The organism is Bradyrhizobium sp. Pha-3 (assembly GCF_042258325.1).
Lineage (GTDB): Bacteria > Pseudomonadota > Alphaproteobacteria > Rhizobiales > Xanthobacteraceae > Bradyrhizobium > Bradyrhizobium elkanii.
In genome coordinates, this window is the sequence record NZ_CP170151.1 from 2,976,599 (window position 1) to 2,993,752 (window position 17,154).

The 17,154-nt window shown below is 65.4% G+C and carries 17 protein-coding genes; 7 read left to right on the forward strand and 10 right to left on the reverse strand.

Annotation, left to right across the window (positions count from 1 at the left end):
- Positions 1-13 precede the first annotated feature (13 nt).
- From ACE10X_RS13935 to ACE10X_RS13960, 6 genes are all read left to right on the forward strand, one after another.
- A complete protein-coding gene (locus ACE10X_RS13935) occupies positions 14-598 on the forward strand; it encodes an amino acid synthesis family protein (RefSeq protein ID WP_038383945.1) in 585 nt (194 codons plus the stop codon).
- 28 nt (positions 599-626) lie between these two features.
- Positions 627-1,841: an ABC transporter substrate-binding protein gene (locus ACE10X_RS13940; RefSeq protein WP_038383944.1), complete on the forward strand. Its 1,215-nt coding sequence runs from the start codon at positions 627-629 to the stop codon at positions 1,839-1,841.
- 151 nt (positions 1,842-1,992) lie between these two features.
- A complete protein-coding gene (locus ACE10X_RS13945) occupies positions 1,993-3,882 on the forward strand; it encodes an ABC transporter permease (RefSeq protein WP_038383943.1) in 1,890 nt (629 codons plus the stop codon).
- Complete coding sequence (locus tag ACE10X_RS13950; RefSeq protein ID WP_038383942.1) at positions 3,879-4,670, forward strand: ABC transporter ATP-binding protein; 792 nt, start codon at positions 3,879-3,881, stop codon at positions 4,668-4,670. The genes ACE10X_RS13945 and ACE10X_RS13950 overlap by 4 nt, the downstream gene beginning before the upstream one ends.
- On the forward strand, positions 4,667-5,371 hold the full coding sequence (locus ACE10X_RS13955) for an ABC transporter ATP-binding protein (protein ID WP_038383941.1): 705 nt from the start codon (positions 4,667-4,669) through the stop codon (positions 5,369-5,371). The genes ACE10X_RS13950 and ACE10X_RS13955 overlap by 4 nt, the downstream gene beginning before the upstream one ends.
- Positions 5,372-5,385: 14 nt before the next feature.
- Positions 5,386-5,841, forward strand: coding sequence for a MarR family winged helix-turn-helix transcriptional regulator (locus tag ACE10X_RS13960; protein WP_038383940.1), 456 nt, complete (start codon positions 5,386-5,388; stop codon positions 5,839-5,841).
- Positions 5,842-6,044: 203 nt separating this feature from the next.
- Here ACE10X_RS13960 and ACE10X_RS13965 read toward each other — a convergent pair whose 3' ends face one another.
- The 3 genes from ACE10X_RS13965 to ACE10X_RS13975 form a co-directional block, all read right to left on the reverse strand.
- Positions 6,045-6,713, reverse strand: a complete 669-nt coding sequence (locus ACE10X_RS13965; protein ID WP_038383939.1) for a hypothetical protein — start codon at positions 6,711-6,713, stop codon at positions 6,045-6,047.
- Between the two features lie 103 nt (positions 6,714-6,816).
- On the reverse strand, positions 6,817-8,217 hold the full coding sequence (locus tag ACE10X_RS13970) for a selenium-binding protein SBP56-related protein (RefSeq protein ID WP_038383938.1): 1,401 nt from the start codon (positions 8,215-8,217) through the stop codon (positions 6,817-6,819).
- A gap of 554 nt (positions 8,218-8,771) precedes the next feature.
- The gene (locus ACE10X_RS13975) at positions 8,772-9,968 is read right to left on the reverse strand and encodes an amidohydrolase family protein (protein ID WP_038383962.1); all 1,197 of its coding nucleotides are present in this window, start codon (positions 9,966-9,968) and stop codon (positions 8,772-8,774) included.
- A gap of 146 nt (positions 9,969-10,114) precedes the next feature.
- On the opposite strand from ACE10X_RS13975, the gene ACE10X_RS13980 reads away from it, so the two are divergent.
- Positions 10,115-10,888 carry a ferredoxin--NADP reductase gene (locus ACE10X_RS13980; protein WP_038383961.1) on the forward strand — a complete coding sequence of 258 codons (774 nt, stop codon included), beginning with the start codon at positions 10,115-10,117 and terminating at the stop codon, positions 10,886-10,888.
- Positions 10,889-11,015: 127 nt separating this feature from the next.
- Here ACE10X_RS13980 and soxA read toward each other — a convergent pair whose 3' ends face one another.
- Genes soxA through ACE10X_RS14015 form a run of 7 tightly spaced genes read right to left on the reverse strand, consistent with a single transcriptional unit; the run spans position 11,016 to position 17,006 of the window.
- A complete protein-coding gene (soxA, locus tag ACE10X_RS13985; RefSeq protein ID WP_375764271.1) occupies positions 11,016-11,789 on the reverse strand; it encodes a sulfur oxidation c-type cytochrome SoxA in 774 nt (257 codons plus the stop codon).
- Entirely contained in the window at positions 11,786-12,106 is a 321-nt protein-coding gene (gene soxZ / locus ACE10X_RS13990; RefSeq protein WP_038383936.1) for a thiosulfate oxidation carrier complex protein SoxZ, read from the reverse strand. Before soxZ ends, soxA begins: the two co-directional genes overlap by 4 nt.
- Positions 12,106-12,570: a SoxY-related AACIE arm protein gene (locus ACE10X_RS13995; RefSeq protein ID WP_038383935.1), complete on the reverse strand. Its 465-nt coding sequence runs from the start codon at positions 12,568-12,570 to the stop codon at positions 12,106-12,108. The genes soxZ and ACE10X_RS13995 overlap by 1 nt, the downstream gene beginning before the upstream one ends.
- 9 nt (positions 12,571-12,579) lie before the next feature.
- On the reverse strand, positions 12,580-13,029 hold the full coding sequence (soxX, locus tag ACE10X_RS14000) for a sulfur oxidation c-type cytochrome SoxX (protein WP_304556550.1): 450 nt from the start codon (positions 13,027-13,029) through the stop codon (positions 12,580-12,582).
- Positions 13,022-14,293, reverse strand: a complete 1,272-nt coding sequence (locus tag ACE10X_RS14005; protein WP_038383928.1) for an NAD(P)/FAD-dependent oxidoreductase — start codon at positions 14,291-14,293, stop codon at positions 13,022-13,024. Before ACE10X_RS14005 ends, soxX begins: the two co-directional genes overlap by 8 nt.
- 57 nt (positions 14,294-14,350) lie before the next feature.
- Positions 14,351-16,546 (reverse strand): xanthine dehydrogenase family protein molybdopterin-binding subunit, encoded by a 2,196-nt coding sequence (locus ACE10X_RS14010; RefSeq protein ID WP_038383927.1) that lies wholly within the window; start codon positions 16,544-16,546, stop codon positions 14,351-14,353.
- Positions 16,547-16,556: 10 nt separating this feature from the next.
- A complete protein-coding gene (locus ACE10X_RS14015) occupies positions 16,557-17,006 on the reverse strand; it encodes a (2Fe-2S)-binding protein (protein WP_028338899.1) in 450 nt (149 codons plus the stop codon).
- Positions 17,007-17,154 lie beyond the last annotated feature (148 nt).

Here is a 17,154-nt window from a genome sequence, read left to right on the forward strand (position 1 = left end):
GGAGCGAGGCAAGATGAGCGCCGTCATTCGCAAGATCGTCACCGTGGTCGAGGAGACCCATCTGGAGATGGGCAAGACCATCGCACCGCCGACGAGGCGGGCCGCCGTGATCGCCGTGATCGAGAACCCCTTTGCCGGCCGCTATGTCGAGGATCTGTCGCCGCTGATCGCGATTGGCGAGGAACTCGGCGAACTGCTCTCGAAACGGGCCGTCGCCGCGCTCGGCATCGACGGCGCCAAGGCGCACAGCTACGGCAAGGCCGCCGCGGTCGGTGAAAATGGCGAGCTCGAGCATGCGGCGGCGATCCTGCATCCGAAGATGGGGGCGCCGGTGCGCAAGGTGCTGTCGAAGGGCGCGGCGCTGATCCCGTCGTCGAAGAAGCGCTCGGGCCCCGGCACCACGCTGGATATTCCGCTCGGGCACAAGGACGCGGCTTTCGTGCGCAGCCATTTCGACGGCATGGAGGTGCAGATCAACGACGCGCCGCGGGCCAACGAGATCATGGTCGCGGTCGCGGTAACCGACAGCGGGCGACCGCTGCCGCGCGTCGGCGGGCTGACGGTCGGCGAGATCAAGGGCGAAGACGGATTGCGATAATCTCTTTGAAGAAAAACTGGAGGACGGGATGCGTGGTTATTTCGTAGGGGCGGGATTGGCGATCGCGGTTGCGACCATGGCAACGAGCGCCATGACGACGCAGGCCATGGCGCAGAGCGAAATCAAGATCGGCGAGATCAACAGTTACTCGCTGCTGCCGGCGTTCACCGAGCCCTATCGCAAGGGCTGGCAGCTCGCGGTGGAAGAGATCAACGCGGCCGGCGGCATCGGCGGCAAGAAGCTCGTGGTCATTTCCAAGGACGACGGCGGCAAGCCGGCGGATGCGCAGACCGCGGCGAACGAGCTGGTGTCGAGCGAGAACGTCGCGATGCTCACCGGCACGTTCCTCTCCAATATCGGCCTTGCCGTCTCCGACTTCGCCAACCAGAAGAAGGTGTTCTTCCTCGCGGCCGAACCTTTGACCGATGCGATCACGTGGTCGAAGGGCAATCGCTATACATTCCGCCTGCGTCCCTCCAACTACATGCAGGCCGCGATGCTGGTGGAGGAGGCGGCGAAACTACCCGCAAAACGCTGGGCGACGATCGCGCCGAACTATGAATACGGCCAGTCAGCGGTCGCGGTGTTCAAGAAGCTGATGTCGGCGAAGCGGCCCGACATCCAGTGGGTCGACGAGCAGTGGCCGCCGCAGGGCAAGATCGACGCCGGCCCGGTGGTGCAGGCGGTTGCCGCGGCGAACCCGGAAGCGATCCTCAACGTCACCTTCGGCGCCGACCTCGTCAAGCTCGTGCGCGAAGGCAACACGCGCGGCCTGTTCAAGGGCCGCACCGTGGTGAGCTTCCTGACCGGCGAGCCGGAATATCTCGATCCGCTCAAGGACGAGACGCCGGAAGGCTGGATCGTCACCGGCTATCCCTGGTACGCGATCAAGACGCCTGAGCATGACGCATTCCTGAAGGCCTACCAGGGCAAGTACAACGACTATCCGCGGCTCGGCTCGATCGTCGGCTACCAGACCATCAAGGCGGCGGCGGCGATCCTTGCCAAGGCCGGCTCGAGCGATCCGGAGAAGCTGATCGCGGCGGCGGAAGGCATCTCGATGCCGTCGCCGTTCGGCGAAATCACCTTCCGCAAGATCGATCACCAGTCGACGCTCGGCGCCTTCACCGGCAAGACCGCGCTGAAGGACGGCAAGGGCATCATGGTCGACACCGCCTATCGCAAGGGGGCGGACTATCTGCCCAGCGATGCCGAGATCGAGAAGCTGCGGCCGAAGGATTGAGGTTGCGAATATAGCGGGGCCTCGTGGTTCGAGACGCGCGGCGTTGCCGCGCTCCTCACCATGAGGGTCTCGCTCCTCATCCTGAGGAGGCGCGGAGCGCCGTCTCGAAGGATGAGGCCCTGATGCAAGTTCACGTTGAAGCGGACCGCCCATGGCCTTCTATGTCGTCCAGTTCCTGACCGGTCTTGCCAGCGCGGCGTCGCTGTTCCTGGTCGCTTCGGGTCTGTCGATCATCTTCGGCGTGACGCGGATCGTGAATTTCGCGCATGGCGCGTTCTACATGCTGGGCGCCTATGTCGCCTTCACGCTGACCGAGCGCTTCTCGGGCGCGCTCGGCTTCTGGGGCAGCATCGTCGTCGCGGCGCTGGCGGTTGCTGCGATCGGCGTGCTGGTCGAGATGGTACTGCTGCGCCGGATCTATCATTCGCCGGAGCTGTTCCAGTTGCTCGCCACCTTCGGCCTGACGCTGATGGTCGAGGATCTCGTGGTGCTGATCTGGGGCCCGGACGATCTGGTCGGCCGCCGCGCGCCCGGCTTCAAGGGCGCGATCGATTTCTTCGGCCAGAATATTCCGAGCTATGATCTGTTCCTGATCGTGCTCGGGCCGGTCGTGCTCGGCGTGCTCTGGCTGTTGTTCCAGCGCACCCGCTGGGGCGTGCTGGTGCGCGCGGCGACGCAGGACCGCGACATGGTCGCGGCGCTCGGCGTCAATCAGAAATGGCTGTTCACCAGCGTGTTTGCGCTCGGCGTCTTCCTCGCCGCGCTCGGCGGCGCGCTGCAGATTCCGCGCGATGCGGTCAACCACGCGATGGATCTGCGCGTCATAGTCGAGGTCTTCGTCGTGGTCGTGATCGGCGGCCTCGGCAGCATCATCGGTGCCTTCGTCGCGGCGGTGCTGGTGTCCGAGCTCAACGCCTTCGGCATCCTGATCTTCCCGAAGATCTCCATCATCCTGGTGTTCCTGGTGATGGCGGTGGTGCTGATCGTCCGGCCGTGGGGGCTATTCGGCAAGCCGGAGGCGCCGGCACGGCGCACGCCGGGTCTCACCGTTAATCCGTGGCGGCCGCTGACGATGAACGAGCGGTTCGCCGCGATTGCCGCGCTCGTCCTCGCCGCCGCGCTGCCGTTCGTCGCCGGAAATTACGTGCTCACGGTCGGCTCGGAGATCGCGATCTTCGTGATCTTTGCGGTGAGCCTGCACTTCCTGATGTCGGTCGGCGGGCTCGCCTCGTTCGGCCACGCCGCCTATTTCGGCCTCGGCGCCTATGGCGTGGCGCTGCTCGCCAAGATGGCGGGCTTGCCGATGATTGCCTGCCTGCTGCTCGGCCCGCTGCTCGGGCTGCTCGGCGCCGCCGTATTCGGCTTCTTCGCGGTGCAGCTCTCCGGGGTCTATTTCGCGATGCTGACGCTGGCCTTTGCCCAGATCGTCTGGTCGATCGCGTTCCAGTGGGTGTCGGTCACCGGCGGCGACAACGGCATCCTCGGGGTCTGGCCGGAAAAATGGGCGGCGAGCCCGTCGCATTTCTACTGGCTGTCGCTCGGCATCGCCGCGCTCGCGGTCGTGATCCTCCGCATCATCGTGTTCTCGCCGTTCGGCTTCGCGCTGCGCGCGACGCGCGATTCGCCGCTGCGCAGCGAAGCCATCGGCATCGACGGCAAGCGCATCCAGTGGACCGCCTTCGTGATCGCGGGTACGGTCGCCGGCCTTGCCGGCGCGCTGTTCGCCTATCTCAAGGGCAGCGTGTTCCCCGACAATATGGGCATCTCGCTGTCGGTCGATGCGCTGGTCATGGTGCTGCTCGGCGGCGTCGAGACGGTGTCGGGCGCGGTGGTCGGCGCCATCGTCTACAAGGCGCTTAACATCTGGCTGGTCAGCCAGACCGATTGGTCAAAACTCGTGCTCGGCGGCTTCGTCGTGCTGATCGTGGTCGCGTTCCCGAAGGGCATCGTCGGCACGCTGGAAGCCTTCATGCATCGCCGGCGCAAATCCTCGTCGTCGGTATCGCCCTTGCTGACCTCCCGCATCGAGAGCGCCGAATGAGCATGGTTCCTACATTGCTGTCGGTTGAGGGGCTGACCAAATCCTATGGCGGCGTGCATGCCGTGCGCGGCGTCTCCTTCGAGCTGCGCGGCGGCGAGATTTTGGCGCTGATCGGGCCGAACGGCGCAGGGAAAAGCACCTGCTTCGACATGCTCAACGGCCAGAACATTCCTGACAGCGGCCGCATCCGCGTGCTGGGTGCGGAGACCACCGGCAGGAAGCCGCGCGTGATCTGGCGCATGGGCGTCGGCCGCACCTTCCAGATCGCCGCGACCTTCCCCACCATGACGGTGCGCGAAAACGTGCAGGTCGCGCTGGTGTCGCATGGCGGGCAATTGTTCAACCTGTGGGCCTCGACCGCGCGTCACGCTCGCGACGAGGCCGGACGGCTGCTCGATCTGGTCGGCATGGGCGCCTATGCGGAGCGGCCCTGCGGCGAGCTCGCCTATGGCGACGTCAAGCGGCTCGAGCTTGCGATCGCGCTCGCCAACCAGCCAAAGCTGCTCTTGATGGACGAGCCGACCGCCGGCATGGCGCCGCGCGAGCGTGTCGAGCTGATGCGGCTGACGGCGCGGATCGCGCGCGAGCAGTCGATCGGCGTGCTGTTCACCGAGCACGACATGGACGTGGTGTTCGAGCATGCCGACCGCATCCTGGTGCTGAACCGCGGCAGCCTGATCGCCGAAGGCTCGCCCGGGGAAGTCCGTGGCAATGCCCAGGTGCGCGCGATCTATCTCGGCGAAGGCCTCGTCTACGATGCGCGGCACCGCGAGGGAGCATCGGCATGAAGCTGACGGTGAAGGATCTCAACAGCTTCTACGGCCCGGCGCACATCCTGTTCGACATCGCGCTCGAGGTCGGCGAGGGCGAAGTGGTCGCCTTGCTCGGACGCAACGGTGCCGGCAAATCGACCACGTTCCGCTCCATCGTCGGCCTGGTCGAGAACCGCTCCGGCCGCGTCATGTTCGAGGGCAGGGACGTCTCCGATCTGCCGACGCATGCGATCGTGCGCGGCGGGCTCGGCTATGTCCCGGAGGAGCGGCGCATCTTCACGGATTTGACGGTCGAGGAGAATCTCGAGGTCGGCCGCCAGCCGAAGCGGGCAGGCGCGCCGCAATGGGACCGCGAAAAACTGTTCAAGCTGTTCCCGAACCTCGGCGAGATGCGCGGCCGGCCCGGCGGGCGCATGAGCGGCGGCGAGCAGCAGATGCTGACGATCGCGCGCACGCTGATGGGCAATCCGTCGCTGGTGCTGCTCGATGAGCCCTCGGAGGGGCTGTCGCCGAAAATCGTCGAGCAGATGGTCGATGCGATCCTGGCGATGAAGAAAGAGGGCGTCAGCATCGTCGTCTCCGAGCAGAATCTGCATTTCGCACGATTGATCTCGGATCGCGCCTACATCATCGAGCGCGGCCGGATATGTTTCGGCGGCACCATGGCGGAACTCGATGCGCGTCCGGATATCCGCGACGCGCATCTGTCGCTGTAAGGGCGGGGTGGACGATGGCGAGGAGTGCAGCACCGAAGCGAAACGGGAAGGCGACCAAGCCGGGATACGTGCTTGACGAGCAGATCGGCTTCATCCTGCGCCAGGTGTCGCAGCGCCACGCCGTGATCTTCGCCCGCGAGATCGGCATCAATTTGACGCCGACGCAGTGGGCGGCGCTGTCGAAGCTGTCGGAGGTCGGCGCCTGCTCGCAGAACCAGCTCGGGCGGCTGACTTCGATGGACGTTGCGACCATCAAGGGCGTGATCGATCGCCTGACCGCGCGCGGTCTGACCGAGACCGCGCCCGATCCTGATGATGGCCGCCGCCTGCTGGTAAGTCTCACGCGCGCCGGCCAGCAGATGGCCGACAAGGCAGCGCCAAATGCGCTGGTGATCTCCCGCGAGACGCTGGCGCCGCTGGACGCCAAGGAGCGCGAGACGCTGATCGCGCTGCTCGGCAAGTTGCGGTGACACAATCTATCACCGTCACCCTGAGGAGCGCGAAGCGCGTCTCGAAGGGTCGACGGCCCGGCTCTCGCCGCGCAGATCTCGCCGGGCCGTTCACCCTTCGAGGCACGCTTGCGCGTGCACCTCAGGATGACGGGTTATCTATCGTGCCTCACGTCGTCACGACCTCCGCAACCTTGCCGATTGGGCAGCGTGTCGTGTCCGCACTACGATTCCAGGCCAAGCACCAGCGCAACGACACCCACCAGCACCAAGCTGAGCGCCCAAACCGTGTCCAGGTTGAACCAGCTCCGGGACACGAATTTGAGCCCGAGGTAACGGTAGACCAGCCACGCCAGGCATCCGCCGGCGGCGATCATCGCGCCGGCATGGACGACGGAAACCAGCACGGCCATCGTGAGGCTGGTGTCGATCAGGCTGTTGGCGGCCGCATGGCCCTGGTCGGCTTCAGCCTCGCGGCACAGCCCCAGATAGATCGGCACCAGCATCAGCGCCGCGCCATGGGCGATCGCCACCGCGAACGACCACAAAGCGAGTTGCGTCGGCGGTATCCGCGCCAGGGCCCGCGGATGGCGCCGGTCGATCAGTCGATAGACACCGAACAGGATGACGAGCAGGCTGGCGCCGATCCGGATCGTGCGCTGCCATTCGACGAGGGTGATCAGCAGCGCGAACGGAAGGATCACCAGCAGCATCGCCAGCAGATGACCGATCGCGAGCGGGCCAAGCGCGGCGAGCAGCGCGCGCGAACTTCGCTGCATCAATCCCGCAGAAACGGCGAGCGGCCAGCCCATGCCCGGGTTGATCCCGTGGTAGAGGCCACTCGCGATGACCGCCAGCCACAGCCAGGCCGGAGTCCAGTCGGCCGGACTCACGTCAAGGCCCTTTCCGGTTCCGATCGAATCGGAACGGTCTCTGGGTTCTTGTTTTGACGCGTTTTCTTCACGCGAACCGGTACCCACTTCGCTCGAAAACGCTCTAGACCGACGGATAGCAGAAGGAGTCGGTGGAGCAGTCACCGCCATCGAGCCGGATCTGGTGCGCCCGGTAGCCGTCGGGGAAGCTGACCCAGTAGTCCTTCGCCAGTTCGAGGCCGCCGCCCGGGCTTGCATTCGCCATCACCTCGGCGCCGGGAATGCCTTGCGGATAGAACTGGTTGTCCCAGGTCGAGTAGAGCGAATTGGTCCAGTACACCCGCTTGCCGTCGCGGCTGATCTCGACCATCTGCGGCCCGCCGGCAAAAGCCTGTCCGTTCGGGTGTGGCGCGCGATGAACGATGCCGCCGATGCGGACCGATCCGGCGAGCTTCGGCTTGCGCGGATCGCTGACATCGTATTGGCGCATCTCGCCAGTGCCCCAGCAGGCGACGTAGAGAAACTTGTCATCCATCGACAAGTCGATGTCGGTCACCAGCGGAGGTACGGCGCCGAAACCCTGCAGCAGCGGCGGCAGCTGGTCTTTCGATGCAGGCTCGGGCGGGATCGTCACCGTCTTCTCGATGTGAAACTTGCCGCCCTCGCGCCACCAGGTCCAGATCGAACCCTCGAGGTTCGTGGTGTCGACCACGACGCCGACGAAGCCGTGTTCGCGAACCGGATCGTGCGCCGGACGCACCTCCAGCGCCATTTGATGGTTGGCGCCGAGGTCGATGGTCTGGACATTGCGTCGGGCGCGCAGGTCCCAGAAATGCAGCCGGTGGCCGTATTTGTTCGACAGCAGGTCTTCCGGCACGATGCCGTTCTCGAACTGCGGCGGCAAGGCCCACTCGCTGCTCACCATGTAGTCGCGCGGCAGGTTCCACCAGAAGTCATAATGCTTGGTCTGCGGACCACGATCGATCTCCCACCGGCCGAGCACCTCGAATGTCTCGCAGTCCATGATGAAGATGCCGGGCGGCCCATCGGTGCCGTCCTTGCCGCTCCCGCCGAGCGTGCTGACATAGATGCCTTCCGGCCCGCAATGGATCGTATGTGGCCGCGAGTAGCCGGTCTTCTTGAAGATTTCCTCGGGCTCGATGATCTTGTGGATCTTCGCTTGCGTCGGGTCCGGCTTGGTGTCGACGATATAGATCCGGGACGATCGCATGCCGGGGATGATGAGATAGCGCCGCTCGAGGAAGGCGTGTCCGGCCAGCGGGGACAACGCCGACGAGCAGGCGTTCCAGCCGAAATGGTGGAACTCGTCGCCCTTGTTGGGCATCGTCACCGTATGGACGACCTTGCTGTAGGTCGGCGAGCCGGGCTTGACGTCGATCACCGCGAGTGCGTCCGGCTTTGAAAAATCCGGACTGAGCAGCACGGTGTAGGCAAAGCTCTCGGCCGGCGCTTCCATCGCGAGCTTCGGCGACGCGTGGAACGTAGGATCTGGCCTCATCGTCATCGGCTGCCTCCTGGTTGTGTGATGTGGATCAACACGGCGCGGCGGCATGCAGCAGCGGGAATTTAAATCCGGTTCGAGATGCCTCTTGCGAGTGCTGCCGGCCAAGGTTCGCTTCCGCTGAGACTACACCTCAACGGTGACATGTGAAAACAAGGTTCGTTGACGGCGTCGGCGCGGCAAAGCCGCGCGGTGCCTAGTCCGTCCGATCGCCTAGTCCGTCACTGTCATCCTGAGAGAATGTTGAAATGCATAACTGAGAGCGGCACCAAATATTCAGTGTCGTCCCGGCGAAGGCCGGGACCCATAACCACCGAAGGTCATGGTTACGCGACGCTGGGGCCACAGCATTCTTCAGCAATCCAACCCTGTGGTTATGGGTCCCGGCTTTCGCCGGGACGACGCATGGGGAGAACTACGCTGCCGTCACCGTCACCCTGAGGAGGTCGCGAAGCGACCGTCTCGAAGGGTCGACGGCCCGGCTGTCTGCCACGGGCCGTTCATCCTTCGAGGCTCGCAAGAGCTCGCACCTCAGGATGACGGATCACGTACAGCGCTCACTTCGCCACGATCTCCGGCACCTTGCCCGCGGGCGGCGTGTTGCGGCTGCGCTGGGTGCGGACGATGCCGTCGATGATGGTCATGCCGATGCCCGGGAGATCGCCGAGCTGAACGCTGTCCAGAATGTTCTTGCCCGGGGAATGCTGCGCCTTGTCCATCAGCACGAAATCGGCCGAGCGGCCGACCTCGATCAAGCCGCAATCGAGCTCGCGCATCCGCGCGGTGTTGCCGGTCGCAAGGCAGAACGCCAGCTCGGCCGGGAGTTCGCCGAGCGAGGACAGCAGCGAGACCATCCGCAAGATGCCGAGCGGCTGCACGCCGGAGCCGGCGGGCGCGTCGGTGCCGAGGATGACGCGGTGCAAGTCGCCCATCTCGCGCGCGGTGCGCAGCGTGAACAGCGCCGAGCGCTCATTGCCGTTGTGCACCAGCTCGAGCCCGCGCTTGCAGCCCTCGCAGATGCAGCGGATCTGGTCGTCGGGCAGGGCGGTGTGGCCGCCATTGATATGACCGACCACGTCGGTGTCGGCTTCCAGCACCACGTCCTTGTCGATCAGGCCGGAGCCCGGGATCGATGGGCCGCCGGTGTGGATCGTGCTTTGAATGCCGTATTTGCGCGCCCAGCCGACCATCTTGCGCGCGGTCGGTCCATCCTTGACGCCGCCGAGCCCGACCTCGCCGAGCAGCTTGACGCCGGCGGCGGCCATTTCCTTGAAATCGTCCTCCACCATCTCGCATTCGATCACGGGCGCGCCGGCATGCACCTTCACGCCGCCCGGACGCAGCGTCCAGAACGCGCGTTGCGCGAAGATCGCCATCGCCTTCAACCCGACGACGTCGCGTGGACGCCCGGGCATGTGCACCTCGCCGGCGGAGATCATGGTGGTGACGCCGCCATGCAGATAGCTGTCGATCCAGTTGATCTGGTTCTGCCGCGGCGTCCAGTCGCCGGCGACCGGGTGAACGTGGCTGTCGATCAGGCCGGGCGCGACCGTCGTGCCGTTGGCATCGACTGTCGTGGTGGCGCCTTCGGTGTCGACGTCCTTGAGGCGGCCGATCGCGGTGATCTTGCCGTTCTCGGCGACGATGGTATCGGCATCCAGGATCGGCTTCTCCAGGGCCCCCGACAGCAACAGCCCGATATTGCGGATCACCAGCTTGCCCGGACCGGTCGCCTGGGGTGCATCGTGCGCCATGGTTTTTCCTTTTGGTTCAATGCCTTCGCCGGCCATTGTGCCCGTGGCTTGACGGCCGGATCAAGCTGGATTATTCATTTGCATACGAACGATCGTGTACAAATGATTTTGCCGCCAATCCGGCCCGCGCGTCAAGGAAACTGACGATGAGCAATTTCAACCAGGAAAGCGTCCTCAGCGTTCATCACTGGACCGACACGCTGTTCTCCTTCAAAACCACGCGCAATCCGTCGTTCCGCTTCCGCAACGGCGAGTTCACCATGATCGGGCTCAAGGTCGGCGAGAAGCCGCTGCTGCGGGCCTACAGCGTCGCCAGCGCGAATTACGAGGACACGCTGGAGTTCTTCTCGATCAAGGTTCCGGACGGCCCGCTGACCTCGCGCCTCCAGCACCTGAAGGAAGGCGACGAGATCATCGTCAGCCGCAAGGCGACCGGCACGCTTGTCATCGACAACCTCGAGGATGGTCGCAACCTCTATCTGGTCGGCACCGGCACCGGGCTTGCGCCGTTCCTCAGCGTGATCAAGGATCCCGAGACCTACGACCGGTTCGAGAAGGTCGTGCTGCTGCACGGCTGCCGCCGCGTCAAGGAGCTCGCCTATGGCGAGATGATCACCGAGAAGCTGCCGCAGGACGAATTGATCGGCGAATTGGTGCGCGACCAGCTGATCTACTACCCGACCGTGACGCGCGATCCGTTCCGCAACCGCGGCCGCATCACCGACCTCATCACCTCGGGCAAGCTGTTCAACGACATCGGCCTGCCGGCGCTCGATGCCGCGCATGACCGCGTCATGATCTGCGGCTCGCCCGCGCTGGTCGCCGACACCCGCACGCTGCTGAACGGCCGCGGCTTCGTCGAGGGCAATCACGGCGAGCCCGCGCAATTCGTGGTCGAGAAGGCGTTCGCTGAGCGCTGACCGCTACGCAGTAACTCCATCTCCTCACCCTGAGGAGCTTGCGCAGCAAGCGTCTCGAAGGGCGAGGCCCGACTGGGGCCTCATGGTTCGAGACGCGCTTTCGCGCTCCTCACCATGAGGGTTGGCGCTAGGGCCTGACCGCCGGTGTCTCGACCGGCATGCCGCGCGCCCGCGTCATCAGATAGAGCTCGAGCTCGACCAGCTCGGGCGAACCATAATCGTAAGCCTGCGCGCGGATGCCGGTGATGCAGGCGCGCAGCCGTCGCTGCAGCGATCCCAGCGCCTGCCATTCCAGCCGGTACAGCGGATAGCCGGTCGGCTGGCCTTGCGTGATCGCGCTGCCCGCGAGCTTCTTGTCCCAGTTATCATCGTGGCAGTTGGTGCAGCCGAGATTGAGCTGGCCCTGCCGCTGCATGAACAGCGCGTGGCCCTGTTCGACGAACGGCGCGAGTTCCGGATCGTCGCCGGCCGTAATCGGCATGCCGCGCGATTGCCGTGCGACATAGGCGGTCACCGCCAGCAGCTCGCGGCTTTCATAGGCGAAGGGCGAGACCTGCTGGTGGTTGGTCCGGCAGAGGTTGATCCGTCCCTCGAGGTCGACCGGCTTGCCCAACGCCTTGTCGAAGGCCGGGTAGCGCGCGGCGACGCCCTTCATGCTGACGCGGGCGTCGTTGTGGCAGTCGGCGCAGGCCTTGTTTGCGCTGCCGGCCTTGCGCGTCCACAGCGCCTCGCCGTCGAGCACGGACAGCATGCCGGGATTGGCGGTGTTCTCGTCCTGCATCGCCTTGCTGTCGGCGCTCATGAAGCTGTAGCCGGAGCGGCGTTCGCCTTGCGGGATCCCGTCGGCGAGCGCGGCGCCCGCCATCGCCGTCAGCAGCGCGATGCAGACCGCAATCCTCATTCGACCGTGATCGAAGCCTGCGCGGTCTCCGAAAATCCCTTGTCGCCGATCCACTCGAATTCGAACTTGCCGCTCTCGGTCACCGTGGTGAAGAAGGTGATGAACGGATTGGCCGCGATCGCTGGATAAAGATCGGCGCGGAACACTTCCTCGCCGTTGAAGCGGCAAGTGAAGCTCGTGATGATGTCGCGCGGCACCACGCTGCCCGAGGCGGTGTGGCGATAGCCGGTCTCCATGATGTGCGACATCAGCGTCTTGATCTCGATGACGCTGCCGCGCTTGGCCTTGGCGGGGACATTGATCAGGGCCGACGGCATCAGATCGCCTCCTCGGTGCAGGCGGCGAGCGTCACCACGACGTCGGCGGTTGCCGACCAGAACGTGTCGTCGGACAGCCGCGCGATGGCGGTGATCTTCTGGCTGTCGGCGAGGCGGATGCGGGTCGACACCTGGGCGCGTCCGGCGCGCGGCCCGAGATATAAATTGCCGATGTTCGGCTGCGGGTTCTTCTCGTTGAAGACATGGATGCTCTTCACATACTCGTCCGCCGTCATTGGGCTGGTGACGCTGACCGTCATCGGCACCGTGTTGCCGTTCTCGACCAGCGGCGGGATCTCGAGCTTGACCTTGCCGGTGTGGACATTGGCCTCGCCGATGACATTGCGGATCGCAGCCGACAGCATCGCCGGCGTCGCGTCCACGGGGCGCACGATCACCAGCGCGGCGGCACCGCCAGTAAGGCTCAGAAACGTTCGGCGTGTGGTGGAGTCGGAAATCGCCATCGCTTGGTCCTAGTTCCGCAGTGTCGTCAAGTAAGCCACGAGATCCTCGATCTGCTCCGCCGACAGGATCGGCTTGCCGCGCCATGAGGTGCCGACACGCGCGAGCCCATCGACGCGATAGTAGGACGGCATGATCGTCATTGCATTGAGATGCGACGCATCGACCAGGCGGAGTCGCAATTCTCCTTCCGACCAGCGGCTGCCGCTGCCGGCGAGGTTCGGCGCGAGGTCGCCCTGGAACGCCTGCTCGGGAAATGGGCCGCTGTGACAGAGGATGCAAGTGGAGGAACGCTCGACGATCAGCGCACGGCCGCGCGCGACATCGCCTTTGGTTCCCGTCAGCGAGGCTGGAATCGCATCGCCCGCGACGGTGTAGGGCCGTAGCTCTTCGGCGCCGGCGGGCCAGCAGGCCGCGAACAGTCCCGCGGCGAGGAGCGTCGTGAGGGCGAACCTAGCCAAAGGCCTCTCCCGTGATCCTCTTGAACCAGTCGAGCGCTTGGTCAGCTTCTCGCTGGCGCATTTCCCGCGGCGCGTCGACCGGGCTCGTGGTGACCTCGGCTTCGGCGTACTGATCTTCCTTGGGCTGATAGATGCCCTTCAGCGAGAAGGCGTAGCCGGGAGCGACCGTGTTGTAGCAGGCGCCATCGAGCCGCGGCGTCTCCGGCGCCTTGCCCGCAAGTGAGTTGACGATCGCGGCCGCGCAGGCGCGGCCTTGCGCTGCCGCGGCGGAGGCGGATTTCGGAATGCCGCCGGCGATCGCGGCATCACCGATGACGTGGATGTTGGGCACGAGCTTTGATGCAAAGGTAACGGGATCGATCGGGCACCAGCCGGTATGGTCGGCGGCTCCGGCGATGTCAGCAATGCGGCCGGCCCTTTGCGGCGGGATCACATTGGCCACCGCGGCGGTGTAGTTGCCGAAGTCGGTGACGATCTCGTTGGTCGCCGGATCGACCGACGTCACCCGTCCGCCCTGCGACAGCGCGATCCGTTCGATCATGCCGGGATAGAGCTCTGACCACGCTTTCTCGAACAGCTTCTGCTGCGAGTAATTGTCCTTGGCGTCGAGCACCAGGATCTTCGAGCGCGGCTTGTTCGCCTTCAGATAATGCGCGATCAGGCTGGCGCGCTCGTAAGGCGCGGGCGGACAGCGCAGCGGCGCAGCCGGCACCGCGATCACGACGAGGCCGCCATCGTCCATGGCTTCAAGCTGCCTGCGCAGCAGCATGGTTTGCTCGCCGGCCTTCCAGGCATGCGGCATCTTCTCGGCCGCCGCCTCGTCATAGCCGGAGAGGGCGTCGAAGCGCAGGTCGATGCCGGGGGCCAGCACCAGCCGGTCATAGGACAGCGTCGTGCCGTCAGCGAGCGCGATGCTGCGCGCCTGGGCATCGACCTTCGTCGCCGCCTGCGCGGCGACCGTGATGCCGTCGGCCGCAACCTTGTCATAGGTGAATTGCTGTGCGGCAAGCTCGCGCAGACCCGCGATCACCTCGTTGCTGAACGGGCAGGCGGTGAAAGTCCTGTTCGGCTCGATCAGCGTGACCTGAAGCTTCGTCTCGAGCCGCCGCAGCGCCCGCGCGCAGGCCGCGCCGCCGAAGCCGCCGCCGATCACCGCGATGCGCGGCGCAGCCTGCGCCAGCGCCGGACGCGCCAGTGCGGCCGCTGCGACGGCAGCAGCGCCACGGATCACATCCCTGCGCGTCTGATGACGCGTGACGGCCATGCACGAGAATCCGAAAGATGGAAGCAGCGGCCGGTCGGGCCGCCGCTTCCGGTTTGATCAGGCGAAGCTGATGTTCTGGTTGCGCAGCGGGAAGCTGCGGATGCGCTTTCCCGTCGCCGCGAAATAGGCGTTGAGCACCGCCGGCGCCGCGACGCCGATGGTCGGCTCGCCGACGCCGCCCCAGAATCCGCCGCTCGGCACCATCACCGCTTCCACCTTCGGCATTTCGTTGATGCGCATCGAGTTGTAGGTGTCGAAATTGGTCTGCTCGATGCGGCCGTCCTTCACGGTGCAGCCGCCGTAGAACAGCGCGCTGAGGCCGTAGACGAAGGAGCCCGCGATCTGCCGTTCCACCTGCGCCGGATTGACGACATAGCCGGGGTCGGTGGAGGCGACGATGCGATGCACCTTGATCTTGCTGCCGTCGGTCACCGAGATCTCGGCGGCGCCGGCAACATAGCTGCCATAGCCCATCACCTGCGCGATGCCGCGATAGACGCCCTGCGGCGCCGGCGTGCCCCAGCCGATCTTCTCGGCCACGGCGTTGAGCACGGCGAGATGCTTGGGGTGCTTGCCCATCAACTTGCGGCGGAATTCGAGCGGGTCCTGGCCGACAGCCAGCGCCAGTTCGTCCATGAAGCATTCCATGTAGATCGCGTTGTGGTTGACGTTGACGCCGCGCCAGAAGCCCGGCGGAACGTGCGGGTTGCGCATCGAATGCTCGACCAGCAGGTTCGGCACCGAATAGCCGATCGCGGCCTCGCCGGCTTGCGCGACGCCCTGGAACGCGGCGGGGTCCATGCCGTTCTGTAATGCTTCAGGGCGCACCGAGAACAGGATGGATTGGCCCGACAGCCGGTAGTGCAGCGCGACCAGGTTGTTGTCGGCATCGAACGCGCCGGTCAGCTTGCACTGGGTGATCGGGTGATACTTGCCGTGCTGCATGTCCTCTTCGCGCGACCACAGCAGCTTGATCGGCGTGCCCGGCATCTGCTTGGCGATCGCCACGGCCTGCCGCACATAGTCGGTCATGCCGCGCCGGCCGAAGCCGCCGCCGAGCATCAGCTTGTGCACGTCGACCTTCTCCGCCGGCAGGCCGGAGGCCTCGAGCGCCGCCGCGAAGGCCGCCTCGCCATTCTGCGTGCCGCACCACACCTCGCATTTGTCAGGCGTGTAGAGCACGGTGGCGTTCATCGGCTCCATCGTGGCGTGGTTCTGGTAAGGATAGCTGTAGACCGCCTCGACCTTCTTGGCAGCAGCAGCGATCGCCGCCTTGGCGTCGCCGTTCTGGTTGCCGACATAGGCCGGCTGCGCATTGTCGAGACCCTCGGCGAGCCATGTCGCGATCGTCTCGCTGGAGACCTTGGCGTTGGGGCCTTCGTCCCAGACGATCGGCAGCGCATCCAGCGCAGTCTTGGCGTGCCACCAGGTGTCGGCGACCACGGCAACGGCGCTGTCGCCGACCTGCACCACCTTCTTGACGCCCTTCATGCCAGCGATCTTGGCCTCGTCAAAGCTCTTCACCTTGCCGCCGAACACCGGGCAGTCCTTGATCGCGGCGTTCAGCATGCCGGGCAGCTTGACGTCGATGCCGTAGACCATCTTGCCGGTGGTCTTGTCTGATGTGTCGAGCCGCTTCAGGCCCTTGCCGGCGATGGTCCAGTCCTTCGGGTCCTTCAGCTTGACGTCGGCCGGCGGCTCGAGCTTGGCCGCGGCTTCCGCGACCTTGCCGTAGGTCGTTGTCTTGCCCGAGGCCGTGTGGGTGATGACTCCGCTGGAGACCTTGCACTCCGAGGCCGGCACCTTCCACTCGTTGGCCGCCGCCTGGATCAGCATCACGCGCGCGGTGGCGCCGCCCTTGCGGACATAGTCCTGCGAGGTCCGGATACCGCGGCTGCCACCGGTCGAGAAATCGCCCCAGGCGCGCTTGCGGGCGACGCTCTGGCCGGGCGTCGGATATTCGGTCGTGACCTTCGACCAGTCGCATTCCAGTTCTTCGGCGACGAGCTGGGCGAGGCCGGTCAGCGTGCCCTGGCCCATTTCGGAGCGGGCGATGCGGATCACCACGGTATCGTCGGGCCGGATCACGACCCAAGCGTTGACTTCAGGCGCATTGACTTCAGGCGCGCCGTCGGCCGCGCGCACCACGGCGGGGCCGCCGAACGGCAGGTCGAGGCCGAGCGCGAGGCCGGCGGTTGCGGTGCCGATCACAAAGGCGCGGCGATTCAGTTTTGGCATGACGTACTGGTTCATCGCTGCGTCCTTATGCGTTCGCGGCAGCATGGATCGCCTCGCGCACCTGCTGGAAGGTGCCGCAGCGGCAGATATTGGTGATGGCGTCGTTGATGTCGTCGTCGGTCGGCTTCGGATTGTCCTTCAAGAGCGCCGCGACGGCCATGATCATGCCGCTCTGGCAATAGCCGCACTGCGGCACGTCGCTGGCGATCCAGGCGAGCTGCACCTTGTGCATCACGCCGCCCGCCGCGAGACCCTCGATCGTGGTGATCTCCTTGCCGGCCGCCTCACTCACCGTCACGCCGCAGGAGCGCATCGCGACGCCGTCGATATGCACGGTGCAGGCGCCGCATTGGGCGATGCCGCAGCCGTATTTGGTCCCTGTCAGTCCGACGTTCTCGCGAATCGCCCACAACAGTGGCGTGTCGTCCTCGACGTCTACATTTATTGTCTTGCCGTTGATTTTGAGGTTTGCCATCGCGATCCCCTGAATGGTCCGATCCTCCGACCGGACTGCGGGGCGATGTTGGCCTTGGAACTGGAACGGTTCAAATCAAGAAAATGCGCTCGCAGCGCGAAGAAAGTTGATGCTGTGGTGTTTGGCCGCGCACTGTGCGCGCCGCATA